Origin of the sequence: Pseudomonas helleri, from assembly GCF_001043025.1 — a bacterium.
GTDB classification, from domain to species: Bacteria; Pseudomonadota; Gammaproteobacteria; order Pseudomonadales; family Pseudomonadaceae; genus Aquipseudomonas; species Aquipseudomonas helleri.
Map to the genome: position 1 here is coordinate 54,621 of NZ_JYLD01000009.1, position 24,380 is coordinate 79,000.

The window sequence follows — 24,380 nt, forward strand, 5'->3', positions numbered from 1 at the left end:
GAGTCTCTCCTGATAACTCATTCAATAAGTCATCAGAAAACCTCACCTGCGCCCTGCTCGGGTGGTAACTATTTACCGCACGGGCCAGTGCTTGATCACGTTACTGGCCCATTCTCATCGGCGGAATTTATGAGCGGCTGATCCCATTGGCCTTGAAGAGCCATTCAAACGCCTGTTCCAGGGTCGGTGCGGGCGTTTCCAACGGATTTACACTGATCTGTTCGGCGGTGCGCTGAAACAGGTCTTTGACCCCCGGCAGCACAGCCACCGGCATATCGGCGGCGCGCAATTGGCGCTCAGCCTCTTCAACCTCTTTGAGACGACGTGGCGCATGCAGGACGTGCGTGCGGATCAAGGCGCCGAGGAAGTCGCGCAGGCTGGCTTGATCAATGTCGCTCAAGGCGTCGTGCAGCTTGTCGGTCACGCCCTGTTTTTCTGCGGCCATAAAGCACTCGATGGTCAGCGCCTCCAGCCCTTTGGTAAACACGCTGCGCAAAATTTTGAGCGCTGCCGCATCGCCCGCAGCGCCACCTTCGACCGCCTTGAGCGGTGCGCCGATGGCCGCGTACAGGCGCTGCGCAGGTTCAATGCCGGGACCTGCGCCCAGCAAGTTGGTTTTCTCATGGGTCAGCGCGATGGCGCCGAGGATTGCCACGTCGACGTACACGATGCCCGATTGCGCCGCCTGCTCGGCAGCGATTCTGATCTGCGCCGGGTCAGCGGTCGTCATGTCGATGTACAGCGCGCCCTTGCGCATGTGGGCCAGCGCCTGCTCGGCCACAACCAGCGACACTGTGCCGAATACGCACGACACGACAACGTCGCAGTCTGCAGCGATAGCGCCGACTGAGGTGGCGATATCCAGGCCCCGCTCGGCGGCAAACGCCTGGGCGGTGGCTGAGGGTTTCAGGTCGCACAAGATGATGTCATGCCCTGCCGCTGCCCATGGCCGCGCATAAGTGAGGCCGACTTCGCCCGCTCCGACAATTGCGATTTTCATTGTTAGGGTTTCCGATTATTTGGCCCCGTAGGCGCCCTTGTAAGTTCCGGACGCGATTTGCGCCATCATCTCTGCTTCTTTTTGTTCGGTCCCCAGGCACCGTTGCAACAGTTCTTCTGCCTGCTCGGCCGGGAACGCCACGATGCCATCGTGATCACCGACAACGATGTCACCCGGCGAGACGATCATGCCGCCAATGCTGACCGGTACGTTGATTTCCCCCGGCCCGTTTTTATACGGGCCGCGATGGTAGGCGGCCCGGGCAAACACCGGGAAGCTGCCCTTGCCAATCGTCGCCAGATCGCGAATGGCGCCGTCTACCACAATGCCTGCGGCGCCGCGTTTTTGCGCGATGGCGGTCATGATGTCGCCCATCAAGGCCCGGCTGATATCACCTCCGCCATCCACCACCAGCACTTGTCCGGGGCTCAGGATTTCCAGCGCCTGATGGATCGCACGATTGTCACCGCACGGGACTTTCACGGTCAGGGCGGTGCCGACCATGGTGCCTTCAATGCGATGGAATGGCGTGAGTGGCGCGCCAGGCAGGCGGTCCAGGCAATCACTGATAATGGACGTCGAGGTGCGGGCATAAGCGGCCAGCAGCGCATGCAAGTCTGACGTTGAGGCGATAGCGTTCATGGGTGTTCCTCAGGTGGCGTATGGCTTTGAGGATAAAGACCCTGAAAAATAGAAAAAGCGATATTATCGTATGCCCAAACATGCCCAACAGGAATGTTAATGATCAACCTCCGGCAACTCCTTGCGCTGCACTGGATCGAACGCCTCGGCACTTTCGAGCGTGCGGCCGAGCACCTCAATACCACGCAGTCAGCCATCTCCAAGCGCATACAGGAACTGGAGGCCTCCACGGGGCTGCAACTGTTCGACCGCTCGCAACGCGGTGCACGGCTCACGGCCATCGGCGAAGAAATGCTGGTGATCGCCCGGGAAATGCTCACCCTTGCAGAACGCATCACCTCACTCAAGGACGGCACCCACGTGGTGACCCGACGGCTCAGGCTGGGCGTGACCGAGCTGACGGCGCTGACATGGCTGCCCCGGCTGATTGCAAAACTGGTAGAGGATTTTCCGGGGCTAACGGTTGAGGCTGAAGTCGATATGAGCCGCAACCTCCATGAAAAGCTCGTGGATGATCTGGTGGACATGATTATCATCCCCGACACCTTCACAGCGCCCGAGATCACTGCGGTCCCGCTGGGCATGGTTGAAAACGCCTGGATGGCAGCGCCCGGCGTCGTCGAGCATTCGGGGGTGGTCGGGCTGGCCGAACTGGCCAAATACCCGCTGCTGGTACAAGGCAAAAAGTCGGGGTCGGGTTTGTTTGTCAACAAGTGGCTGGGGACCATGGGCATCGAGCTGCCCAAGATGCTGTCCTCGGACAGCCTGACGGCCATGCTCGGGCTGACCGCCGCCGGGCTGGGTGTTACGTACCTGCCGTTGGAGTGCTTTCGCCCGCTGGTGGATGAGGGCAAATTGACGATCATACACACCGACCCGCCCTTGCCGCCTGTACCCTACATGGCGATGTACCGAAATGATCGGCCCTCGGCGTTCGTGAGCGAAGTGGCGATTCGGGCCGTCGAGCAGTGTGATTTTTCGCGGCAACTGCAAAGCTGAGAAGGTGCAGATGACGCTCGTCAGCGCACCTTCCCGGCGTGGGCCGAAGCCCGTTAATGGGCAGCCCGGTTACGCACTCGCCAGCGACTCGTCATGGTTGGCCGGCTCGTTGATCGACAGTACAAAAACCAGCGCCGCCAGTGAGCACACGCCCAGGAAGATGAACACCGCCGTCCAGCTGTAGCTATCCAGGAGCAAGCCGGTGATCAGCGGCGCCATCGCCCCGCCGGCCTGGCCGGCGCTGTTGACCACAGAGGCCGCCACCGGGTAAGTGGTGCGCGTGGTCAGGCCCATGGAGTACACCGAAAATGACGAATAACCGATGTTCAACAGAAAGCCCGTGCCAAACAGCAGCAGGCTGACCGAGAGCAGGTCATTGGGCGCATAGACCAAGGCAACCATCATCAGGCACGTGGCCACAGCGCTGATCATCATCGTCGGCTTTCTGCGACGGTCCAGCACGGTGTCAGACAACCAGCCCCCTACGATATTGCCCAGCACGCCGCCAGCAAAAGGCAAGGCCGCCACGAAGCCGATCTGCATCAGTTCAAAATGCTTCACTTCCCCCAGGTACTTGGGCAGCCAGGCGAGCAGCACGTTGACCACGCCAGTCATCAACAAATAGCCCAGGCCGCAGCCCCATATGTTCCAGGACGCAAACACAGAGCGTGAGCTGGCCAATCGCGGGGTTTGCTTGTAACGCAGCAAAGTGTCCAGCGCACCGAAGCTTTTGTGAGTGCGCACACTGTCGGTTTTGCTGGTCTGCAGGTCTTCGATGTAGGTGGCTTCTGCGTCGTTGACCCGGCGACCGGCACGTGGATCGTTGGGCACCAGCCACCACCAGATCAGCGCCAGCACGACGCCGGGGATGGCGAAGGCAAAGAACATCGTCCGCCAGCCATCGAGCATGATCAGCGCTGCGCCAATGGGCGGGGCAATCACTGCGCCCATCTTCGCCGCCGACAGAAAAGCCCCTGTGGCGAGACCTTTTTCACGCGCCGGGAACCAGCGATTGATCGTACTCAGCATCGACAACGGCAGGGCAGCTTCGGCAATGCCCAGCGCTGAGCGATAGATTTTCAGCAGCCCGAAATTATGCGCGGTGCCAATCAGCAGGGTGACGATTGAGGTCAAGCCAATGGAGATCGGCGCCACAACACGCACGCCCACTTTGCTGAGCAAAAAGCCTGCTGGAATTTGCCCCAGGGAATAAAACAGAAAGAACGCGCTGACCAGCAATCCCGCCTGGGCATTGGTCGCCCCGAACTCTTTCTGGATGTAGGGCAAGGCGATACCGATGTTGGCCCGATCGGCAGCGGCCAGCATGTAAACAACGACAATGACTGACAGAACAACCCAGCGATACTTTGACCTCGCCTGAGCGGCAACGTCGGTGGCGGCGATTGCGGTCATGAACATTCCTTTTTTTTATGCTTATTGGAGCCGCCATGTTCTGCATTCAGCGATGTCGATAAAAGCGATAAATAAGAAACCTTATTCATTCCTTTTTCGAATCATTAAGAGCCGCTATTCAGGGGTGTAACGGCAGGTGTTCGCGCAAAAAAAGGCACGACACTTGACCGGGTGTTCTCATCACTCCCCTTTGCCACGTGCAGTGCAAAGGGAAACAGGAGACTTCAACACCTTGGGTTCAAGCGCGTGCCGAACGCTCAGCGGAGCGAATCAAACAATCGTGACGTGTTTACGCCTGCTCAGTGGGCAGCAGTTCGGAAATCTCGATCAGGTTCAGATCAGGGTCGCGAAGATAAACAGAGCGGATAGGGCCGGTTGCCCCCGTGCGCTGCACGGGACCGAGCAGAATCGGCCAGTTCTCGGCTTCCAGGTGGGCGATGACCTCATCCAGGGTGACGGTGGCGATGAAACAAAGGTCGAGCGCCCCCGAGACGGGCAAATGAGCTTTGGGTTCGAACTCAAACCCGCGCACGTGAACGTTGATCTTCTGCTGGCCAAAATGGAACGCCATCCGCCCTCCCGGCGAAGGGACAAATTGCATGCCGAGCACACGCATGTAGAAGTCTTTGCACGCCTGCACATCAACGGTGGTCAGAACTAAGTGATCAAGGTGTTTAATCATGGGGCGCCCTCCAGAGTTTCGAACACAACCTGCTTATTCAAGGTTGATAGCGTTTCTAACATTAAATGCCCGTTCTCAGCGTCACATAACGTAGGGAATTTAACGGGTTTGGGTTAAACGACGTTTCTTGGCTCGCCACGAACAAAGGCTTCAATGTTGTCGACCAATTGATCGGCCAAACCTTGTACGGCCTCATCACTCGCCCACGCAACATGGGGGGTGAGAATAAAGTTGGGCCGATCCACCAGCGTCATGAACGGATGATCCGGCGCTGGCGGCTCGGCCATCACCACATCAAAACCAGCGCCGGAAATCTGCCCCGCTTCCAGGGCCGGGCCGACAGCGCTTTCATCCACCAGCCCACCGCGTGCGGTATTGATCAGTAAAGGCTTGCGGCGCATCAGCGCAAACTCTGCGGCGCCAATCATGTTGCGTGTCTCTGGCAGCAGCGGGCAGTGCAGGGTCAGGATATCGGCTTCAGCCAACGTCTGCTCAAACGGCACATACAACGAGCCAAGCCCGGAGTGCCCTTTGTACCCGGCGAAAATCACCCGCATGCCGAGCCCGCGCGCCATATTGGCGACCGCCTGCCCCAGTACCCCATCACCGATGATGCCGAGGGTAGAACCGGCCAGGTCCTTGATCGGGTAATCGAAGAAGCAGAACTGTTGCGCCTCTTGCCAGCGCCCTGCCCTCACCGCGTCACGGTACGCACAAATGCTCCGGCGCAGGGCAAAGATCAGGGCAAAGGTATGCTCTGGCACCGTGTTGACGGCGTAGTTGCGGATATTGCTGACCACGATGCCGCGCGCCTTGCACGTCGCAATGTCGACGTTATCGGTGCCCGTTGCGGCAATGGCCACCAGGCGAAGGTTTTTCGCCGCAGCGATTACTTCACCGCTGAGCTTTACCTTGTTGAGCACAACGATGTCGGCATCGGCGATCCGCTCAGCCACTTGGTCGGGAGCGGTGCGCCCCCAGGACTGAATCTCATGCGCAAAGGACGGCGCCCGCAGCACGGTCTGTGGCGACAGCGTGTCCCGGTCAAGAATGACGATCTTCATGCCTTGTAACCCAGGCGTGCCAACTGGGCATCAATCCAGGTGATATCCAGGCGGTCTTCTTCGATTTCTTTAACCGTCACTTTCTCTGCTGCGCACTTGCCCAGCGCGGCATCGAGGATCTGCTCGGCGGCTTCAAATGGTACGCACAGCAAGCCATCAGCATCACCGAGTATCAGGTCACCCGGGTTGATCACCATGCCGTTAATGGCGATTGGCACGTTGATTTCGCCAGGCCCGTCCTTGTACGGGCCACGGTGGGTGATCCCGGCGGCGTACACCGGAAAGTCACCGGCCTGGATCGCATCGATGTCGCGAATCGCCCCATTGAGCACGATGCCGCCAAGGCCGCGCTTGATAGCCGTTGCCACCATCAGCTCGCCCATCAGCGCGTTCGTCAGGTCGCCGCCGCCGTCCACCACAATCACGTCACCGGGTTGTGCCAGATGCAAAGCCTTGTGGATCATCAGATTGTCACCCGGACGGGCTTTGACCGTGAAGGCAGGCCCCGCCAACACACCGCCTTTGTGATACGGACGCAACTGAGTACCGCCAGCAGTCATTCGCCCCATGCAGTCACTGACGTTGGCGACCGGGACTGCGCGAAAACTGTCGACCAGTGCGGCGCTGACTTGGCGTGTACGAGGGAGGATTCGAAGTCCGATCATTGTTGTTTTCCATCTTGACGGAGTGGGCGGTCGGCAATGTGCCAGCCGGGGGTACAGGTGTGGATGCCAGCCGCCTTCAAGCCAGGGGCGCGGCCGATATCACCTGCGGATTGACGCCACTTTAGGAGAAGGCTTCGCCTGTAAAAAGCGAATTAAAGAAGGCAAAAATGTTCGAAAAAAGTGATGAGTTAGTGGCTCGTCAGACCACTAAAAGGGCATTTCGCAGCGGTCTAAACCGCCCCCACCAATGCCCTCAGGTGCCGCCCCGCGCCCCCTGTACGCTGGCAGCTATGGTAGATTGCCGCGTAAACCAATGGCTCTCACTTGGGATCTTTGTCATTACGGAGGATATATGTCCGACACGCTTTCTCAGCTTGAATCCGACCTTAACGGCCCCTTGGTCGCGTCTGCCCATCTGGTGGTAGAAGGCCAAGTGCCGGCGTCGGAGTTTGAGTTCGGCATGATCCTGACGTGGAACGCATTTTCAAGGTGGGCCACCTCCTGCATGAGCGCGGCCGGAGCACCGGATCTGGGCATGGTCGACATCATGGTGCTGAACCACATTTGCCACCGTGGCAAACAGAAGAAGCTCGCCGACATCTGCTTTACCTTGAATTTCGCAGACACCCACATCGTCTCTTACTCCCTGCGCAAGCTGTCGGGGAGCTTGCTGATCAGTTCCAAAAAGATTGGCAAGGAAGTGTTCTACAGCCCGACCAAAAAGGGCTTGGCGCTGGTAGAGCGGTATGTGACGGTACGCACCAAATGCCTGGTGCCGAGCATCGATCAAAACCTGGTCGAAAAACTCAGTTCAACGGCCCGGACGTTGAGAGAAATGTCTGGCACGTATGACCAGGCAGCAAGGGCAGCCTCTTCACTGGTTTGACCCCCTCAAGCTTTACGCAAGCACTCGACGCGATGTTACCTTTTGTAGCGACTTTGCTCCCTTAGGTAGCATTGCCAAAATAGCGTCGCGAGCTGAAAAATCCTTTTCCCGCCGAATTCTCGGCAAAAAATCGCAAAAAACAAAATCTAATTTTCAGCTTAACTTTCAATTAGTTACTTTCTTAAAAAAGCACTTTAAAGACTAAACGAAGACAAAACACATTCGAATCGTAAACGTTGGCGTGCTCCATGCAACGCCTCCCGCACGGCATCTGTCGTTCGGTGAGCACCTGCATTTGGAATAGCCATGATTCTTTTTGAACCCACATTAGCAACGTCAAAGGCCGTTGATACCTCTGTGCGAATCTCGCTCGCAGGTACCAACGGCCTGCTTCTGGATGTGTCCTGCGGCCCTTATGACAAGGCGCTGCAACAACGGCTTTGGGCGTTGAACAACACCCTGCGTGATCCGCAAAGTTTTCCAGGGTTAGTCGAAACCGTGCCAGGGGTTAACAACCTGCTGGTCATCTACGATCCCCGCAAGATCCCCCCAGATGCAGCGGCACAGGTGCTGTCCGACCTGTGGATCCGCTCCAGCCCAACCCCTATCAAGGGCAAGCACTTCGTCATCGACATGATCTACGGCGGCGAACACGGGATGGACCTGGACTACGTCGCCGAACAAACGGGCCTCACCCCACGTGACGTCATTGCCCTGCACAGCTCGGTCACTTACACCGTGGCCGCGCTCGGATCGATGCCAGGCTTTCCCTATCTCGTGGGCTTGCCCCCGGCACTTGAAGTCCCTCGGCGCCAAATCCCGCGCACCTTGATTCCTAAAGGCAGCGTGGTGATCGCCGGTGAGCAGGCCTCTGTCTTCCCGTGCCCAGGCCCGTGCGGCTGGCACGTCATCGGCCACGCCGACTTTGATGGCTTTGACAGCCAGGCAATGCCGCCTGCGCTGTTGAGCCCCGGTGACACCCTGGTATTTCGTTCAAAGGCGCAATTGAAATGATGGAAATCCTCTCTAACGGTCCTCTCAACATCATTGTCGATCGCGGTCGTATCGGGTTCCTGGCCAGCGGTGTCAGCCGCAGCGGTGCCATTGACAGCCTGAGCTACGAGCTCGGCAACGCGATGCTGGGCAATTCACGCGAGGCTGCCAGCATTGAGATCAACAACTTCCCGTTCAAGGTGCGCATGAGCGAAGCGTGCTGTGTTGCCATTACCGGCGCGCTAAGCACTAGCCGAATCGGGCAAAAACAACACGCGCCGTGGTCACGGTTAAAGCTCAATGCGGGTGAAACCCTGGTCATCGAAGCGCCTCAAGAAGGCCGCTGTGTTTACCTGGCAATCGAGGGCGGCATTGAGGTGCAACGGGTGCTCAACTCTTGCGCCACCGACCTTAAAGCCGCGTTCGGAGGCCACGAAGGCAAAGCCCTGGCGAAGGGCGACAGCCTCCGCAGCTCCCCCCTCAACAGCACTGCATCAGCCGCCGCATCGAGCCTCTTTGACCCGGCACTGCAAACCTACTGGCGGACGCTGAGTGAAGCGGGAACCACGGTTCGCGTCTTGCCCTCGGCCGAATGGCAAGAGTTCCCGGACGAGAGCAAAGAGCGTTTCTTCAACACCCATTACACCGTCGGGCGCAGCTCCAACAGGCAAGGTTACAGGCTGTCTGGCGCCGTGCTGAAGCGCACGGTCAACCGTGAGTTGCTCTCCCACGGAATCGTCCCCGGAACGGTGCAAATACCCACCAGCGGCGAGCCGATCATTCAACTGGTCGACGCCAATACCTGCGGTGGCTACCCCAAGCTGGTGAACGTGATTGAAGCCGACCTCTGGAAACTGGGCCAACTGATGCCGGGGCGCACCCTTCGGTTCGAGCTTACCGACATCGACGCCGCCCTCAGCGCAGGCGCCCAGCGGCACTCCTTGTTTGAAACGACCGCGACGCAGTGGCGGTAAGTTTTTTGTAGTTGATCTGAAAAAAGTGGATGAGGAAAAATGCACAGCAAAGATCTTGAACGATTGATTGATAGCTTCGAGCGCTCGACTCTCGTTGAGTTGAAGTACACCCAAGGGAACACCAAAGTCCACCTCGGTCGCCGACAACAAACGCCTGTCAGTACCACCGAAACACCTCTCAAACCCGCAGCCACTGTGGTTGTGCCAGCACCCGCCGCACCACTGGATGAGCACCTGATTGCCGCCCCGATGGCGGGCATCGTGTACCTGCGACCCTCCCCGACAAAGCCTGACTTCACCAGCGTCGGCAGCCAGGTCAGTGAAGGCGACACCCTGGCGGTGATTGAAGCGATGAAATTATTCAACCCGCTGGAGGCCGAGTTTGCCTGCGAGATCGTCGAGATCCTGGTGGCGGATGGTGAAGACGTTGAGCGCGGCACCCCCATTTATCGAGCCAGGAAGGTTAACCATGTTTGACAAGGTATTGATCGCAAACCGGGGTGAAGTCGCGTTGCGTATCTGGCGTGCCTGTAAATCACTGGGCCTGCAAACCGTGGCGGTGTATTCAAAAGCTGACCGCGACTTGCGCCATGTAAAGCTGGCTGACACCTCTATTTGCATCGGCCCGGCTTCGGCCTCCAAAAGCTATCTGTTGCAGCAAAAAATCCTGCTGGCGGCAAAACTCACGGGGGCTCAGGCCATTCATCCGGGGTATGGTTTTCTGTCCGAGAACGCCGGGTTCGTCAAAGCGGTTGAGGACGCAGGCCTGACATTCATAGGTCCGTCATCCGAGGCCATTGCGTGCATGGGCGATAAGGTGCGCGCCAAGCAGGCGATGATTGCAGCCGGTATTCCGTGTGTGCCGGGGTCAGATGGCGCAGTGCCTGATAGCGATGCAGAGATCCTCGAGTGCGGCACAAAAGTCGGCTACCCGCTGATCATCAAAGCGGCCGGTGGCGGGGGTGGCCGTGGTATGCGAGTGGTCAATGCGCAATCGGAGCTACTGCGCTCGGTCAGCCTGACCCGCGAAGAGGCCAACGCTGCCTTTGGCAACCCGGTGGTCTACATGGAGCGATTCCTTCAGACACCGCGTCACGTCGAGATTCAGGTGCTGGCCGACCAGCATGGCAATGCGCTGTGGCTGGGTGAGCGAGACTGCTCAACGCAACGCCGACACCAAAAATTGATTGAAGAATCCCCGGCGCCGGGCGTCGGCCGGGATTTGATCCAGGAGATTGGCCAGTTGTGCGTGAAAGCGTGCCTGGCGATTGGCTATGTCGGTGCCGGGACATTCGAGTTTCTCTACGAAAACGGCGAGTTCTTTTTCATCGAAATGAACACCCGCGTTCAAGTCGAGCACCCGGTTACCGAGATGGTCACCGGCGTCGACATCGTCGCCGAGCAAATTCGAGTGGCCATGGGCCTGCCGCTGTCGATCAGCCAGGATCAGATTGTATTTTCAGGCCACGCCATCGAGTGCCGTATCAACGCAGAAGACCCATGGTCTTTTGCACCGTCAGCCGGCACGGTGAGTGACTGGTTGCCGCCAGGTGGTCCGGGCATTCGGGTCGAGTCACACCTTAAACCCGGGTTCAAAATCACCAGCCACTATGACTCCCTTATCGCCAAGGTTATTGCCCATGGCTCAACGCGAGAGCAAGCCATCGAGCGAATGAAAGTAGCGCTCAGTGAACTGGTGATCGCCGGTGTTGATTCAAATATCCCCTTGCAACTGGAGATATTGGGCACACCGCAGTTTGCTCAAGGCGGGGCGAACATTCATTACCTGGAGCATTATCTAGACCAGCGAGAAGGGAGCCAGCAGTCATGACCATTGATGACATTGAATTATTGATCCAGCGACTGCAAGGATCGAGCATCCGCTCATTAACCGTTGAAGATGACCATTATTCTTTAAGCCTTGAGTTTGGTAGCGCAACGACAACCCTGAGCGTTGCAGAACCCGCGCTGGCAGCGCCTGCCAAGACTCTGCAAGAGGGCACAGTGATTGAATCACCCGAGATGGGTGTTTTTTATCATCAGCATCCCTTTGCCGGGGCCACGACTGACCTCTGCGGACAACAGGTGACACCTGACATGATCATTGGTTATGTCGTCGTTGAAACAACAATCGTACCGGTATACCCCAGCACCAGCGGAACATTGAAAAGTTATTCAGTCAGTAATGCTCACGTTGTGGGCTACGGAGATATCGTCGCAATACTTATATAACGCCCAGCCTGACGTTTAACCTGACAAGCAACATCACCACCGGTTTAGTGGCGCGACTTCTCACGCTCTGAATTTCTCTATAGATGAGAAAAAGCGATGATATTCCATCCCAATAAATCGCTATAGCCATGATAAGCGGTGGTGTATGTTGCAAGTGGCTTACAGCAAACAAATACAATAACAATTACTAGCTACTACGGGTTAATGCTTCGGCACCTGCTCTTTCCCTACTGTCTAGTGGTTACATCTCAAAAGTTCTCGGATTCCTCCGGCGAGATAAACACCTATGATAAAAGATACTGCAGTTCTGCATTATTCATTCGATGAAACTTCATCCAAACCTCAATCCCCCTGGAAAGCCTCTATTGTTGCAGGCATGGGTTCAGCCGTTGAGTACTATGACTTTGCGATATATGGCTTATTGGCCAGCACGTTGGCGAAAGTATTCTTTCCTGCCATGAATTCATTTGAGGCCCTTCTTTCTGCACTTGCCGTTTTCGCCAGTGCTTTCATCATGCGCCCATTGGGGGGCATCTTTTTCGGTCGCCTGGGTGACCGTCGGGGCCGTTCGTACACATTGGTTGCGACGGTCATCGGCATCGGTATTGTCAGCGGCATCGTCGGGATACTACCGACCTACGATCAAGCGGGAGTGCTTGCCCCTGTGATGCTGGTGGCCTGCAGAATGGCGCAGGGGTTTTTCGCGGGAGGCGAAGCCAGCGGTGCCGCCACGTACATATCCGAGTGTGCTCCCGCCAACAAACGCGGGTTCTTCGGTGCCTTCAACCCGGCGGGTGTTGCCATTGGTATTGCCACCGCCGCGGGCATGGCGGGCGCGGTCAGTTTCATGATCACCCCGCAAGAAATGGTGGCGTGGGGCTGGCGTATTCCATTTTTGATCTGCATTCCCTTTATCGGCCTCACCTTATGGGCACGGATGAAGCTGGAGGATTCCCCCAAATTCAAAAGCCTGGTGGAATCAAATGAAGTGGTTAAAGCCCCGGTTCGCGAAGTATTCACGCTCCATAGAAAATCGCTGTATCTGGCGGTATCCATTGCCTTTGCGCAGAACTGCACCGCCTACTTGGGCATTGTTTATTTAAACCTGCATATGACCCGAACCCTGGGCTATGAAACAGGCAAAGTCTTTTGGCTGATGGCCGCCAGTACCTTGGCCGCGGCCTTGGCAATGCCCCTGTTCGGTCAAATATCTGACCGGGTGGGTCGTAAAACATTAATGATCATTGGTTATGCCAGCTATATCGTTGTTATCCCCATTTCAATGTACTTGATGTCACTTGGCAGTTTCCCACTGGCCAGCTTCGCCGCCCTGCTCGCCTTTTTGCCGTTTGCCATTGTTCAGGCCCAGGGTTACACCGTTTACGGCGAGTTATTTCCAACCCGTGTGCGTTACACCGGCATGGCCATGAGTTTTAACGTGGGCGCTATTTTTGGCGGCGCCAGCACGCCGTTTATCTGCACTTGGCTGGTCGAAAATACCGGCAACTCAATGTCACCGGCCATTTGGACAAGCTTGGCCGCCATGATTTCCATTATTGCCCTGAGCAAGATGAAAGATGTCACCGGACAAGAACTCACCAACTAACTAAAGGAGTTTCACCGTGCTTAAGTCTGTCGATATTAACTGCGATATGGGTGAGGGCTTTGGTCCTTACACCATTGGTCAGGATGACGAAATGCTGGATGTTGTTACAACGTCCAACCTTGCCTGCGGTTTTCATGCGGGCGACTTCAAGATCATGGCCGATATTTGCGCAAAAGCTAAGCAAAAAGGCGTCGCGGTTGGCGCTCATCCGGGTTACCCCGATCTGTGGGCCTTTGGTCGTCGGCATCAGGAATTCTCCCAGGACGAACTCCGCCAACTGTTGGCCTATCAAATTGGCGCCGCATGGGCGATGGCCAGGTCGGTCGGCCACCGGTTGACCCATGTAAAAGCCCATGGTGCCTTGGGGCATTTGGTTGCAGACAATGAAATGGCAGCTCAGGCGTTAATTGAGACGATCCAGAAAGTCGACGACACGCTCATTCTGTCGACCATGGCCGGCGTCACCCTCGAACGCCTCGCCGAGAGTGCCGGGGTGGCGTACGTCACCGAAATCTATGCCGACCGCGCTTACCTTGATTCCGGCCGCCTTGTGCCAAGAACGCAGCCAGGTGCGGTGATCCATGACGCCGACCAGGCGGCAGCACGGGTGATGCAGATGATCGAAGAAAGCGCAATTATCACCCAGTCGGGCAAGCGTATTCCGGTGTCCATCGACACCATCTGCGTTCATGGTGATACCGACGGCGCGCTGCAGATGGCGAAAAAAGTGCGTGCCTCCCTTGAGCAAGCAGGCATCGCGGTGAAGCCCTATTGCCAACCTGAGTAATTAACCGCCCCAGGCAAAACGCCCAACTTCGTGTTGGGCGTTTTGTTTTTAACGCGGCTGCCAGAGCATCGTTATCTACACAACTCTAAAGCGACGTGGCTTTGTGGCCGCTCTGCGATCGGCTGCGTGGTTTAGGGGGGCCTCTTAGATCAAAAGCCAGATCAAGATCAACAGATCGCGAGCAAGCTCGATCCTACAAGGTATTTAGAATCAATAACTTATGTTGTGTTTGATAAGAGTTGCCGCCCCGTCTACGACGCCGCGCTGTCGCGTAGCAAACAGGTGACTGTAGTCGCTGACGAGGTACGAAGGCTGCGATCGGCTGCATGCAGCCGTAAAACCATCCACCTCGGTATTTTTGGGTACATATCTATTGCTGCGGCTTAGCCACTGCGCAACACCTGCGTTCGGACAACGTGGTTTAACGGGGCCTCTTAGATCAAAAGCCAGATCAAGATCAAAAGATCGCGAGGCAAGCTCGCTCCTACAAGGCCTTTGGCATCAATCACTTATTTCATGTTTGATAGGAACTGCCGCAGGCGGCGATCTTTTGATATTGAAGGTCAAATGATCGCAGCCTGCGGTGCTCCTACAGCGCGATTATTTTATGCCTTTCAGCAACGTGGGCCTGATCAGCGCAACGCTTCACAGGCACGACGAATTCGCGCGCAGCCGTCCTGGATCACCGCTTCGCCACTGGCAAAGGACAACCGCACGTAAGGGCTGATGCCATAGGCCTCGCCCACGACCGTGGCGACACCCGCCTCCTCCAGCCAGTACTTGACGACATCGCTGTCGGTGTTCAGCACCTGCCCACGCGGGGTGGTCTTGCCCAGGAGCCCTTTGACGTTGACGAATACGTAGAAAGCGCCGTCCGGGACGGTCCAGGTCAGGCCTGGCACGCCTTCAAGTGCAACCAGCATGATGTCCCGGCGGCCCTTGTAGAGCGTCGACATTGCCTGGACCGGACCTTGATCTCCGCTGAACGCCGCAACCGCCGCCGCCTGGCTGATCGAACTCGGGCAAGTAGTGCTCTGGGACAGCAACTTGCCAATCGCAGCTATCAGCCATTTCGGGCCCGCGCCGAAGCCCAGGCGCCAACCCGTCATCGCGTAGCCTTTGGAGGCGCCATTAACAATCAGGGTGCGTTCCTTGAGATCGGGAGCGGCGGCCGGGAATGAGACATAGGGCTCATCGCCATACACAAAGTGCTCATAGATTTCGTCAGCCATGATCAGCACATGGGGGTGATCACGAAGCACTTGGGCCAGTGCTTGCAACTCGGCAACGCTATACACGGCGCCGCTGGGATTGTTCGGGCTGTTCAGAATGACCCACTTGGTCCGTGCCGTTATGGCGTCTTCAAGTTCAGCCGGGGTCAGCTTGAAACCGTTGCTTTCGTGCCCATGGATAACGACCGGCGTGCCGCCATTCAGGCGAGTGATATCGGGGTAAGAAACCCAGTAAGGCGTGTGGACGATGACCTCGTCGTCAGGGTTGAGGGTGGCCGCCAGCGCTTCAAAAATAATTTGCTTGCCGCCCGACCCGGCTACCACCTCTTCGAGGCTGTACTCCAGGGCGTTGTCACGCGCCAGCTTGGTCACGATGGCATGGCGCAGCAAAGGTGTCCCAAGGGTGCTGGTGTAATGAGTATCGCCAGACGCCATGGCCTCGCGCGCCGCCTCAACGATATGCGCCGGCGTGTTGAGATCAGGCTCACCCACGGTGAAGTTCACAATGTCCTGACCTTGTGCCCGCAGCTGCGCCACCAGGGCGTTGGCAGCCACACTCGGGGACGGGGCAATACTCAGGACCCGCTCGGACAAAAACGCGTTTGTCATTTTATTTTTTTCTCGCCGCAAACTGATGTCAGCCAAAGCGGAGTTGATCGACAGGGATCAGCAGATCCCTGTCGATCACAGCCTTGACGTGTCGTTACGGTCATGCCGCCAACGCTGAGGTTCAGCTTGCTGCGTAGAGGGACAGTGGGGGGACCAACCTGAAGACGAAACTGAACCCTTAGCGATGGACAATCATCACCGTGGGGTCGATCTTAGGCTGCCCGCAAGAATACTTTTAGCGACATTAAATGATGATTTTTCATCGCTTTTAGTGATGTTTATTAAGGCTTAAAACTCGCTTGTACGTTCGGGCCGGCGATGCAAGGATCGTCTCGTCTCAGGCGGCCCCGGTACCGAATAAAGCACTGTTTAAACAACACTGTCGGACTGCCATTCGCCATAACTTCCACCCGGCAACACCTGAACAAGGCTGCTCTACATGGTGACTTTTAAGCAATTGGAGGCTCTTTACTGGATTGCCCAGCTAGGCAGTTTCGAAGCAGCGGCAACCAAGTTAAATATGTCCCAATCAGCGATATCCAAAAGAATCGTTGAACTCGAAGAGACCTTCAGCGTGGCGATGTTTGATCGCACGCGACGCACGGCCCGACTGACCACAAAAGGCTCTTTATTGCTGGAGCATGCCACCGACTTGCTCTACCGGCGCGACCACATGCTGGGTGAGGTCAGCGACAAGACGATCCTGGTGGGCCGGTATCGTATCGGGGTGACAGAGCTGACCGCTATGACCTGGCTCCCGTCATTGGTCGAGGCCGTAAGCGAGGTCTACCCTCGCCTGCAATTGGAACCGGTGGTCGAGGTCGGCGCAGAACTCTTTCGCAAGTTTGAACAAGACCATTTAGACCTTGTTGTTGTGCCGGATATATTCTCGGACGCCAGATCCATTACGGTAGCCTTGCAAACAGTAGGGTTTGCCTGGATGTGCTCGCCCAGATTGCTGGACACCGAACGAACATGGAACGTGCTTGAACTCTCCCAGCAAAAATTATTGGCCCAAGGGACTTCATCAGGCACCGGCTTGTTCTATCAAAAATGGTTTTCGGATCAGAGCGTCTATTTCGCCAATACCGTGACCGCGAGCAACTTGCTCGCGCAAGTCGGTTTGACCATGTGCGGGCTGGGTATTTCCTATTTACCCAAGCGTTGTTTGCAGCATCTTCTGGAAAGAGGCGACCTGAGCGAAATACGCTGCGAGCCACCATTACCGAACATTAACTATGTGGCCCTTTACAGACCTGGCCGCTGGATAGGCGTCAGCCAGGATATTGGGGTGATCGCGCAAAGGCTGTGCGATTTCTCAAGGCTCTTGATCGCCGGGTAAAGCCTCACGCCACGATCGAATCAACCGCAAAAATAGCCGTCAACTCGGCCAGAAAGGCGCTCACCACATCATGCTGACGCGTGGAATGTCGAACGGCGGCATGAAAACCGACCTCATAACGTAACTGCTCAGCGTTAAGCGGATGCAACTGCCCCAGCACTTCGTGTTTGGCGGCGTAATGCTGAGGAAGAAAACCCAAATGCTGGCCTGACAAAATCAACAAAGCGGCCCCGTCCATGCTGTCGGTGAGCGCGGTCAAGCGTTCAATGGAGGTGGGGACCGGCATTTCCGGTAACGGATGGCTGGGCCAAACCCAGTCATGCTCGCGAACATCCTCGCTGCTGAGCGCTCCAACTTGATCAAAAAGCACATGAGACGGCCCGCAATAAGCAATTTGCGTCTCTTGAAACAGTGAAAAATAGTCGATGTTGGGCAACCGTCGCCAAAAGTAACCAATCGCCAGATCCAGATGCCCGTTGATCAACTTCTCTTCCAGAAGCGAGGAAGACAACTCAGTAAAGTGAAAGTAGAGCCCTTCATGCTCGGATCGCAGACGGGCGATGGCCAGCGCGATTTTTTTGTTGGCTACGGGATCGATCTGGCCCATCAAACCGATATTGACGTTCCCGGTAATTTTGCGATTGATGTGCTGAACCTCAATGCGAAAGCCTTCTGTGGCAGCCATCAAGCGGCGCGCCGCCTCGAGAAACTGCTGGCCTTTGGGCGTGACTGAAAACCCCGCGCGCCCGCGCTCACACAGGCGAAACCCCAGCCTGGCTTCCAAGGTGGCCAATTGCGCACTGATCGTGGGCTGCGTCGTATTGAGCGCCGTTTGCGCTGCAGAGATGCCCCCGGCTTCAACAACGGCCAGAAATACCCGGATCAAGCGTATATCCAGCTCCGACACCGTTCCTAACATGCGCGCTCCTGGCCAACGGCTTACATAGAAAAACACCTATGTGAACAGTTGGCCTCTGATATTTAACAGCTTGAAATTGACCCCTACATTGCCAGGGACCGGCACTCAATCGCCTTGATGGCGAGCGATGATAGGTCGGTTTTTGGTGCACGTGCCACAACGTTTTTTGGCGATCTCATCGCAGTGTTCTGGAGTTCTACCTGATTGAGAGACAGGGTGATGGAGCCGCCCGCCTGCACTGACAGCTTCACTTTATAAAAACAATGATCACTGTCGATTCCAGCAAAAGGAGAATCGTATGTCAGCCCCCAAGAGCCCCACGTGCACCTTAAAAACAAGCGACGGGATGGCCATCGAAGGCCATTCGATCGATTACATTCCGCAAAACGAGCGGCACGCCAAGCTCAGCAGCCAAGGCCCTTTCTGGTTTTTGGGCAATTTCCACTTTTTCACCATTTCTATTGGCTTTGTAGGCCCAAGCCTGGGGCTTTCGGCCCTGTGGACAGCGCTGGCGGGCACGCTCGGGATCATGCTGGGCACCATTTTTATGGCCTTCCATGGCTCCCAGGGGCCTGAGATGGGCCTGCCGCAAATGATCCAGTCGCGGGCGCAGTTTGGCTACCGTGGGGTGATCCTCGCCCTGGTGGCGACGATGTTCGTGTTTGTCGGCTTCAACGTGGTGAATATCTCGCTCATCATCGACGGCCTCAAACATGTCTTTGGTTTTGACCCGACCCTTGTGGCCAGCGCCGTCGTGCTCATCGGCGCATTGCTCTCTGTCTATGGCCACGACCTGATGCACAAAGCGTTCAAGTGGGCGCTGCTGGCCACGTTGCCTCTCTATACGCTCGTCACCATAGCCTTGATGCTGGGCACAGGCCAAAGCGATGCCGTGGCGCCAGCCAGCAACCTTGGCTTTAACTGGGTCGCATTTGCCACCCTGTTTGCTATCGGTGCCAGCTACAACATTTCTTACGCGCCGTATGTCTCGGACTATTCCCGTTATCTTCCGAAAAACACCAGCAGGCCCAAACTGATCGCAGCGGTGTTTCTCGGTGCATCCTTGTCCGGCGGGTGGATGATCGGCCTCGGTGCCTGGCTTTCACAGCAGTTGCAAGCCACCGATGCCTTAGTCGCGCTGAATCAGGTGGGCTCTTCGGTCTTCCCGGGGTTGGGCAATGTCTTGGTGCTGATCTCGGTCGTCGGTTTTCTGCCAATCATTGCGCTCAATACCTACAGCGCCATGTTGACGTTGCTGACGGGGGTCGACTCCATCAAAAAAATCACGCCGACGCCGCAAGCCCGCGTGGTATCGATCTTCGCCATCAGCGTCATCGTGTTGACCTGCGTGCTGTCGATCAAAGGTGACAGTGTCGCGCTGTTGAACACCTTTCTGGTCGTGTTGCTGTACTTCCTGGTGCCCTGGACTGCCGTCAATCTGGTGGATTACTTCTTCGTGCGCAAAGGCCATTACGCGATCCCGCACTTCTTCACACCCCACGGCATTTATGGCGCCTGGCAATTTCGCGGGATCGTTGCCTACCTGCTGGGTTTCGCAGCCATGGTGCCGTTTTTCTACATCGTCGATGCCACCGCCAACCAAGAGATTTTTGTCGGCCCTCTGGCGCGTCTGCTGAACGGCGTGGACATTGCCTGGATGGTCGGGCTGCTGGTGTCCGGGCTCGTCTATTACGTGCTCAGCCGCTCGATTGACCTTGCGTACGAACGCCGGGTGATCGACGCCATTAGCGAAAGTGACATCGTCTCAATGAGCCAAACGTCGACACCGTCTGAGCCTTAAAGAACAGGAAACCGGGTAAATGAACAGAGCCAACAATGTCACCGTTGCGTGCTGCCAAGTGGCACCAAAAATCGGTGACCTTGCCTACAACCGAACGCTCACCGAGCGGGTTATCCGCCAGGCAGCCTCGGCCGGCGCCCAGATTGTGGTGCTCCCCGAATTGGTCCAGAGCGGCTACCTCTTCCATGACCGCAGTGAAGCGCTTTCACTTTCGGAGCCCACCGATGGGCCAGCCATCAACTTATGGAAAGCACTGGCCAAGGAGCTGAACATCCTCATCGTTGCAGGGTTTTGCGAGCGGCTGGGTGCTGATCAGTTGGCCAATAGCGCCGCGATGATTGACGCTCAAGGCCTGCGTGCGGTGTATCGCAAGGCTCACTTGTGGGACGAGGAAAACGCGATTTTCAGCGCCGGCAACGCGCCGCCTCCGGTGGTAGAAACCGCTTTTGGGCGCATCAGCATGATGATCTGTTACGACCTGGAGTTCCCGGAGTGGGTACGCCTGCCCGCATTGGCCGGTGCGCAACTGCTCTGCGCGCCGGTCAATTGGCCCGACGGCCCACGACCGGAAAGAGAACGCCCGGCCGAAGTGGTGCGTGTCCAGGCCAATGCCTCCGTCAACCGCTTGTTCATCGCCGCCTGCGATCGCCATGGCCACGAGCGAGGGGTTGGCTGGGTGCAGGGCTCAGTGATCGTCGACGCCGACGGCTACCCACTGGCAGGCCCGACGGAACTGGCAGGTGAGCAACTATTGCTGGCGACGATGAACCTCAAAGAAGCGCACAACAAACACATCAGTAAACTTAACGACTTGCATGGGGACCGTCGGCCACAGCTTTATGCGAGCGTGGGGTGATACAGGCTATTCAACTGCTTGCTTAAATTACGATTGGGCCTGACACAACCCGTGTCAGGTCTGGTGCCTACTCTACGATTAACTGCCCCACATGCTTTGAACGGCCGCCCCTCTCATTCAGAATGCTGAATATCCTCTTAAGTATTTTTAACGACCTGTTATTTATCACAGTAGACGCCGCTCAATCCGAACGCCTAACCTAATACCTCTTCAATAAGTAAAGCATTAGCCACACTTGAAGAGCGTTTAATATCGGCGCGAGGAAACAAGGTACTGAACCCTCATATATCGCTGACTATAGTTCGGCTTACCCGCTAGCGGGCAAGCATTAACTTGACGCCAGATGTTTATAGCATTGGTTTACCAGCAGGTACTGAGTTTAAGTATGTTTACTGCACTGTTGTGCTCCTCACTCCGACTGCCTCACAGACGTAAAACAACTAAAAATCGTATTCCATAAGATTCGGAGCAATAAAAATGACTAAAAGCCTGACAAAAATGTCCGCTGGCATTATTACTATGATGGCGTTGATGGGTAACGCTTATGCGGCTACCACTGCATGCCCGGCTGTCAGCGATATTAGACAGACTGCTGACGGTAACGGTTTTAGCTATACAGCAGCTGCTCCCAATGGGCAGCAGTGGGTAGGAGGAAACCCGATGGCTGATGAATCTGATCTGAAAAACGTCACATTTAAAATGGCGTCAATCCGCACTAATGCCAGTAAAACATTTGTAGCCTGCGACTATGAAGGTAAAAAAGACGAGGCCGTGAGGATGTCCCTTACAACTAAACCTGCTGCCAAGCCTGTTGGCACAGCGTGGAAAGGCAATGAATGTAAAGAGAACAACCAGGAACTCTGCACTTTCGAGTAATTGGTGTTCTGTCCAGGCTAGATAACCGACCTGGCCTTGGTCAGCCGCTTTACATCAACAGCTTGCTTTTCATTGGGCTTAATACACCCCCATGAAAAGCAAGACTGAAAGCACGGCGTCATTCTTATAGCTATTTCACTTGCCCTATCAATGTTTATCTTCCGGGCTACGCAGTAGCCGCACGCAAACTCGGCCGATACCATCTGACACTCCGCATCAGCATTTTCTATACCCGTAACTCAACAACGAATGTCTCGTCCTGTATCGGGCGCTTGTCAGTACGGGTGAATTTTCCGGAACCTTTACCATGCAGAAAAAAATAAAAACCAGGCTGACTCTCGTGCACGAGCGTATTAACGAAGCCGCAAAAAAAATTGAAGAGACCGCGACTCAGCAGACTGTAGAAGGCCGTGATGATAAAGCTGAAGCGCTTGAGTCTTCCCTCAAAAGCCTGAAAAAATCGTTGTCCCGAATTAGATTATGCGAAGACGGCAGTGTGGTAACACTGCATTAGTGCAATTGCGAGACAAACCGCTAACGGCCGTTTTAGATAAGACCAAACTTAACAGCAAGGACGAGAGACTCTTTACTGTTCGAAACACCTAGCTTTGTGTAGATACTGTTCAGATGAAAATTTACGGTCCTGGACGAAATAGATAACACCATCCCAATTTCCGAAGCGGTTTTCCCTTGCCCGTAATAATTCAATATTTCACGTTCTCTTACAGTGATTTTGAGCAACCTGTTATAACGATCTGAATCAGAGAGGTAAGCATCCATAAAGTACGTATGAAGCTTTGAACACAGCAACATCACGCTGCCGCCTTTTTCAACAATATCTTGATCCGAGATGGTGTTATGAGCCCTGATAACCGTTATCAGACTTGAGACACACGTATGATCATGCAGTGCTTGAGACCATGCATAGCTGCCTGTTTCTTTTTGAATCAGATCCTTAAGTTTTGGACAAGATTCAGCGCCCCAAATAATGGGCAATAAACTGGTGCGGCAATGACGAATAATAGGGTTGTCTTCTACTTGATTCTTATCTTCATACGGCTTCATGATTTCCGGGGGGATATTAGTCAGCACTGCACCGCCAGTACTGCTCAGATAGGTAGGTATAATCATGCGAAAGATAAAATAGTCAAAACCCATATTCAAAACAGCACGTTCGGCATAGCTGTATAAATACGCAGTCTCCTGTGAGTATTCTTCACTTCTAAAATAGTTATTCGACTCACCCACCAACAGAACTCCTTATCTCATCAGGCAGCACCACACATTACGAATTCATTTTTAATGAAAACGAAACATTCAGCAAGGAATTTTTATAATGAGAATATCGCGTTTAATGCGTTTACTCCTCTCACTCAACACAACCAAGCACATTAACTTTTTTAATTTTTAAAACGATCCGTAATTATTTCCCAGCAGCCCATCACATAACCTCCATTTGAATATATAAGACGGTGGAAAATGCGATCTTACATCTCTTTTTGAATGGCCTTAATCAAAAGGCGCTGTAGCAATGACCGAAACAACGCAGCCACTGTGTTTAATCTATATATCCAGAGTTTAGAATTGGCCAGCCACAGTAAACATTGAAATACTCAGGCCATGGATAAATCCGCTCATAGGTGATGTGGACACAGATTGCCCAATACGAGCAGGCGTTATGCCTCTTAACTGTTTAACGGTGTCACCATTCGAACCTGGGCGTCATGGACGATGACCCTGCCCTGCAGCCCACTCAGCCTGGTGCTGGAGAAAGCGCCTGTGCCATGAAAACGGTCTGACCGATGTCATAACAAAATGGCTATGCAGGAACACCATCGTGATTAACTCAACTCACAGAATCTCCAAACGCTAAAAACAAGAAAGCCCGGAAACCGGGCTTTCTTAAACCAAATGCTATTTACTCAGCAGTTTTCAGCTTAATCACATCGCCGGAAACGGTGGTGGTGTAGCCGTTCAGAACCCATGCCCAAAACCACTTTTCCTGGACTTGAGTATTAATCAGCGCATCCCCGCCCTTGGCCTGGATTGCAGATGTCTGCGCGCGTACAAAACGGCTGTTCTGACCAATAGGAATCAGACCGAAAAGCATCACACCCGTAGCGCTCGCTTCACTGTGGCCTACGACGGTGTACTGGTTGCTATCGTACTGATGAGTCTTCATAGCCGTACCGGTACAACCTGCAAGAGCCAAAACGCATACAGCAGAAGCGAGGGTTTTACTAACGATCTTCACGGTGTTACTCCATTCAATAGAACCCGAATCCAATTATCGGGCGGCGGCACTCTACCCTAAGGGCTGAAGCTTTTGACAGCTTTGCTACTCATTTTATCGCTGATAGCTATATAGAATTTCGACACATCACCCACGCAAAACCTGCGATCAAGCCTGAGGACGTGGAAGCATGGGTGGTCTGTGCTGCCCATCACCATGCACTCCTCTTTGGTTGCACTGCAGTTGCCGAGCAGGTTAATCCAAATCATCAATTTCTTCCTAGGCATGAAGGACATCGCCTCTTCGCTGCAGGCGTTTACGCAGATATCAATCTTTAGGCTCCTCTGCTGTTCCACAGCGGACTCGGGATGGCTATCTGGGCGTTCTCGTCCTCGTTGGCGAGAAAGCGCATCGCTGACGTTTGATTGCGCATAGCAAATGTCGCGACCGGCTCTTGGCGTTGGTGGATAGCCTCAGCCCAAGGCCTGCAACCATTTAAGTAAATCCATTTCCAAGCTGCCTGGTTTAGGCGCAACTGGAGACAACAGGCAATAGCGTGAGCCGTCTTC

24 protein-coding genes are annotated in these 24,380 nt (G+C 55.2%); 14 read left to right on the forward strand and 10 right to left on the reverse strand.

All coding sequences use genetic code 11. The features are described from left to right. Nucleotides 1–127: 127 nt before the first annotated feature. Nucleotides 128–1,000 carry an NAD(P)-dependent oxidoreductase gene (locus TU84_RS15650; protein WP_048370485.1) on the reverse strand — a complete coding sequence of 291 codons (873 nt, stop codon included), beginning with the start codon at nt 998–1,000 and terminating at the stop codon, nt 128–130. A 15-nt stretch (nt 1,001–1,015) separates the two neighbouring features. Then, on the reverse strand, nt 1,016–1,642 hold the full coding sequence (locus TU84_RS15655) for an RraA family protein (protein ID WP_048370487.1): 627 nt from the start codon (nt 1,640–1,642) through the stop codon (nt 1,016–1,018). Between the two features lie 99 nt (nt 1,643–1,741). On the opposite strand from TU84_RS15655, the gene TU84_RS15660 reads away from it, so the two are divergent. Continuing rightward, nucleotides 1,742–2,641, forward strand: a complete 900-nt coding sequence (locus TU84_RS15660; RefSeq protein WP_048370489.1) for a LysR family transcriptional regulator — start codon at nt 1,742–1,744, stop codon at nt 2,639–2,641. Between the two features lie 69 nt (nt 2,642–2,710). On the opposite strand, the gene TU84_RS15665 is transcribed toward TU84_RS15660, so the two are convergent. The 4 genes from TU84_RS15665 to TU84_RS15680 all read right to left on the reverse strand — a co-directional run bounded on the left by TU84_RS15665 (nt 2,711) and on the right by TU84_RS15680 (nt 6,465). Next, nucleotides 2,711–4,054: an MFS transporter gene (locus TU84_RS15665; RefSeq protein WP_048370491.1), complete on the reverse strand. Its 1,344-nt coding sequence runs from the start codon at nt 4,052–4,054 to the stop codon at nt 2,711–2,713. Nucleotides 4,055–4,343: 289 nt separating this feature from the next. After that, nucleotides 4,344–4,736 (reverse strand): VOC family protein, encoded by a 393-nt coding sequence (locus TU84_RS15670; protein ID WP_048370493.1) that lies wholly within the window; start codon nt 4,734–4,736, stop codon nt 4,344–4,346. A 113-nt stretch (nt 4,737–4,849) separates the two neighbouring features. Then, entirely contained in the window at nt 4,850–5,800 is a 951-nt protein-coding gene (locus TU84_RS15675) for a D-2-hydroxyacid dehydrogenase (protein WP_048370495.1), read from the reverse strand. Continuing rightward, entirely contained in the window at nt 5,797–6,465 is a 669-nt protein-coding gene (locus tag TU84_RS15680; RefSeq protein WP_048370497.1) for an RraA family protein, read from the reverse strand. Before TU84_RS15680 ends, TU84_RS15675 begins: the two co-directional genes overlap by 4 nt. Nucleotides 6,466–6,817: 352 nt before the next feature. Here TU84_RS15680 and TU84_RS15685 point away from each other — a divergent pair, with 352 nt between their 5' ends. The 8 genes from TU84_RS15685 (at nt 6,818) to TU84_RS15720 (ending at nt 13,943) form a co-directional block, all read left to right on the forward strand. Then, on the forward strand, nt 6,818–7,351 hold the full coding sequence (locus tag TU84_RS15685; protein WP_048370499.1) for a winged helix DNA-binding protein: 534 nt from the start codon (nt 6,818–6,820) through the stop codon (nt 7,349–7,351). Nucleotides 7,352–7,657: 306 nt separating this feature from the next. Continuing rightward, nucleotides 7,658–8,365: a 5-oxoprolinase subunit PxpB gene (gene pxpB / locus TU84_RS15690; protein ID WP_048370501.1), complete on the forward strand. Its 708-nt coding sequence runs from the start codon at nt 7,658–7,660 to the stop codon at nt 8,363–8,365. After that, a complete protein-coding gene (locus TU84_RS15695; protein ID WP_048370503.1) occupies nt 8,362–9,318 on the forward strand; it encodes a 5-oxoprolinase subunit C family protein in 957 nt (318 codons plus the stop codon). The genes pxpB and TU84_RS15695 overlap by 4 nt, the downstream gene beginning before the upstream one ends. A 39-nt stretch (nt 9,319–9,357) precedes the next feature. Beyond that, the gene (locus TU84_RS15700; RefSeq protein ID WP_048370505.1) at nt 9,358–9,795 is read left to right on the forward strand and encodes an acetyl-CoA carboxylase biotin carboxyl carrier protein; all 438 of its coding nucleotides are present in this window, start codon (nt 9,358–9,360) and stop codon (nt 9,793–9,795) included. Further along, on the forward strand, nt 9,788–11,149 hold the full coding sequence (gene accC, locus TU84_RS15705; RefSeq protein WP_048370508.1) for an acetyl-CoA carboxylase biotin carboxylase subunit: 1,362 nt from the start codon (nt 9,788–9,790) through the stop codon (nt 11,147–11,149). The genes TU84_RS15700 and accC overlap by 8 nt, the downstream gene beginning before the upstream one ends. Then, the gene (locus TU84_RS15710) at nt 11,146–11,550 is read left to right on the forward strand and encodes a hypothetical protein (protein WP_048370509.1); all 405 of its coding nucleotides are present in this window, start codon (nt 11,146–11,148) and stop codon (nt 11,548–11,550) included. Before accC ends, TU84_RS15710 begins: the two co-directional genes overlap by 4 nt. Nucleotides 11,551–11,836: 286 nt before the next feature. After that, complete coding sequence (locus TU84_RS15715; protein WP_048370511.1) at nt 11,837–13,156, forward strand: MFS transporter; 1,320 nt, start codon at nt 11,837–11,839, stop codon at nt 13,154–13,156. A gap of 16 nt (nt 13,157–13,172) precedes the next feature. Continuing rightward, the gene (locus tag TU84_RS15720; RefSeq protein ID WP_088500396.1) at nt 13,173–13,943 is read left to right on the forward strand and encodes a LamB/YcsF family protein; all 771 of its coding nucleotides are present in this window, start codon (nt 13,173–13,175) and stop codon (nt 13,941–13,943) included. 632 nt (nt 13,944–14,575) lie between these two features. Here TU84_RS15720 and TU84_RS15725 read toward each other — a convergent pair. Continuing rightward, entirely contained in the window at nt 14,576–15,784 is a 1,209-nt protein-coding gene (locus TU84_RS15725; protein ID WP_048370513.1) for a pyridoxal phosphate-dependent aminotransferase, read from the reverse strand. A gap of 439 nt (nt 15,785–16,223) precedes the next feature. Between TU84_RS15725 and TU84_RS15730 the strand changes: the two genes are divergently transcribed. Then, the gene (locus TU84_RS15730) at nt 16,224–17,126 is read left to right on the forward strand and encodes a LysR family transcriptional regulator (RefSeq protein WP_048370515.1); all 903 of its coding nucleotides are present in this window, start codon (nt 16,224–16,226) and stop codon (nt 17,124–17,126) included. A gap of 4 nt (nt 17,127–17,130) precedes the next feature. Here the strand turns inward: TU84_RS15730 and TU84_RS15735 are convergent, their stop codons facing one another. Then, nucleotides 17,131–18,045, reverse strand: a complete 915-nt coding sequence (locus TU84_RS15735; protein ID WP_048370517.1) for a LysR family transcriptional regulator — start codon at nt 18,043–18,045, stop codon at nt 17,131–17,133. A 298-nt stretch (nt 18,046–18,343) separates the two neighbouring features. Here TU84_RS15735 and TU84_RS15740 point away from each other — a divergent pair, with 298 nt between their 5' ends. From TU84_RS15740 to TU84_RS15755, 4 genes are all read left to right on the forward strand, one after another. Next, nucleotides 18,344–19,846 (forward strand): purine-cytosine permease family protein, encoded by a 1,503-nt coding sequence (locus TU84_RS15740; protein WP_048370519.1) that lies wholly within the window; start codon nt 18,344–18,346, stop codon nt 19,844–19,846. A gap of 19 nt (nt 19,847–19,865) precedes the next feature. Continuing rightward, the gene (locus TU84_RS15745) at nt 19,866–20,702 is read left to right on the forward strand and encodes a nitrilase family protein (protein WP_048370520.1); all 837 of its coding nucleotides are present in this window, start codon (nt 19,866–19,868) and stop codon (nt 20,700–20,702) included. A 477-nt stretch (nt 20,703–21,179) separates the two neighbouring features. Further along, nucleotides 21,180–21,578 carry a DUF3757 domain-containing protein gene (locus TU84_RS15750; RefSeq protein WP_053225251.1) on the forward strand — a complete coding sequence of 133 codons (399 nt, stop codon included), beginning with the start codon at nt 21,180–21,182 and terminating at the stop codon, nt 21,576–21,578. Nucleotides 21,579–21,885: 307 nt separating this feature from the next. After that, entirely contained in the window at nt 21,886–22,092 is a 207-nt protein-coding gene (locus TU84_RS15755; protein WP_048370522.1) for a hypothetical protein, read from the forward strand. A 32-nt stretch (nt 22,093–22,124) separates the two neighbouring features. On the opposite strand, the gene TU84_RS15760 is transcribed toward TU84_RS15755, so the two are convergent. Together TU84_RS15760 and TU84_RS15765 are read right to left on the reverse strand one after the other, a co-directional pair. After that, nucleotides 22,125–22,826, reverse strand: coding sequence for a helix-turn-helix transcriptional regulator (locus TU84_RS15760; protein ID WP_048370525.1), 702 nt, complete (start codon nt 22,824–22,826; stop codon nt 22,125–22,127). A gap of 670 nt (nt 22,827–23,496) precedes the next feature. Then, complete coding sequence (locus TU84_RS15765; RefSeq protein ID WP_048370528.1) at nt 23,497–23,832, reverse strand: hypothetical protein; 336 nt, start codon at nt 23,830–23,832, stop codon at nt 23,497–23,499. Nucleotides 23,833–24,380 lie beyond the last annotated feature (548 nt).

Bases quoted from the DNA above. Each gene is read 5' to 3' on its own strand.
- TU84_RS15650 (WP_048370485.1), bottom strand. From the start codon at position 1,000: ATGAAAATCGCAATTGTCGGAGCGGGCGAAGTCGGCCTCACTTATGCG.
- TU84_RS15655 (WP_048370487.1), bottom strand. From the start codon at position 1,642: ATGAACGCTATCGCCTCAACGTCAGACTTGCATGCGCTGCTGGCCGCT.
- TU84_RS15660 (WP_048370489.1), top strand. From the start codon at position 1,742: ATGATCAACCTCCGGCAACTCCTTGCGCTGCACTGGATCGAACGCCTC.
- TU84_RS15665 (WP_048370491.1), bottom strand. From the start codon at position 4,054: ATGACCGCAATCGCCGCCACCGACGTTGCCGCTCAGGCGAGGTCAAAG.
- TU84_RS15670 (WP_048370493.1), bottom strand. From the start codon at position 4,736: ATGATTAAACACCTTGATCACTTAGTTCTGACCACCGTTGATGTGCAG.
- TU84_RS15675 (WP_048370495.1), bottom strand. From the start codon at position 5,800: ATGAAGATCGTCATTCTTGACCGGGACACGCTGTCGCCACAGACCGTG.
- TU84_RS15680 (WP_048370497.1), bottom strand. From the start codon at position 6,465: ATGATCGGACTTCGAATCCTCCCTCGTACACGCCAAGTCAGCGCCGCA.
- TU84_RS15685 (WP_048370499.1), top strand. From the start codon at position 6,818: ATGTCCGACACGCTTTCTCAGCTTGAATCCGACCTTAACGGCCCCTTG.
- pxpB (WP_048370501.1), top strand. From the start codon at position 7,658: ATGATTCTTTTTGAACCCACATTAGCAACGTCAAAGGCCGTTGATACC.
- TU84_RS15695 (WP_048370503.1), top strand. From the start codon at position 8,362: ATGATGGAAATCCTCTCTAACGGTCCTCTCAACATCATTGTCGATCGC.
- TU84_RS15700 (WP_048370505.1), top strand. From the start codon at position 9,358: ATGCACAGCAAAGATCTTGAACGATTGATTGATAGCTTCGAGCGCTCG.
- accC (WP_048370508.1), top strand. From the start codon at position 9,788: ATGTTTGACAAGGTATTGATCGCAAACCGGGGTGAAGTCGCGTTGCGT.
- TU84_RS15710 (WP_048370509.1), top strand. From the start codon at position 11,146: ATGACCATTGATGACATTGAATTATTGATCCAGCGACTGCAAGGATCG.
- TU84_RS15715 (WP_048370511.1), top strand. From the start codon at position 11,837: ATGATAAAAGATACTGCAGTTCTGCATTATTCATTCGATGAAACTTCA.
- TU84_RS15725 (WP_048370513.1), bottom strand. From the start codon at position 15,784: ATGACAAACGCGTTTTTGTCCGAGCGGGTCCTGAGTATTGCCCCGTCC.
- TU84_RS15730 (WP_048370515.1), top strand. From the start codon at position 16,224: ATGGTGACTTTTAAGCAATTGGAGGCTCTTTACTGGATTGCCCAGCTA.
- TU84_RS15735 (WP_048370517.1), bottom strand. From the start codon at position 18,045: ATGTTAGGAACGGTGTCGGAGCTGGATATACGCTTGATCCGGGTATTT.
- TU84_RS15740 (WP_048370519.1), top strand. From the start codon at position 18,344: ATGTCAGCCCCCAAGAGCCCCACGTGCACCTTAAAAACAAGCGACGGG.
- TU84_RS15745 (WP_048370520.1), top strand. From the start codon at position 19,866: ATGAACAGAGCCAACAATGTCACCGTTGCGTGCTGCCAAGTGGCACCA.
- TU84_RS15750 (WP_053225251.1), top strand. From the start codon at position 21,180: ATGACTAAAAGCCTGACAAAAATGTCCGCTGGCATTATTACTATGATG.
- TU84_RS15755 (WP_048370522.1), top strand. From the start codon at position 21,886: ATGCAGAAAAAAATAAAAACCAGGCTGACTCTCGTGCACGAGCGTATT.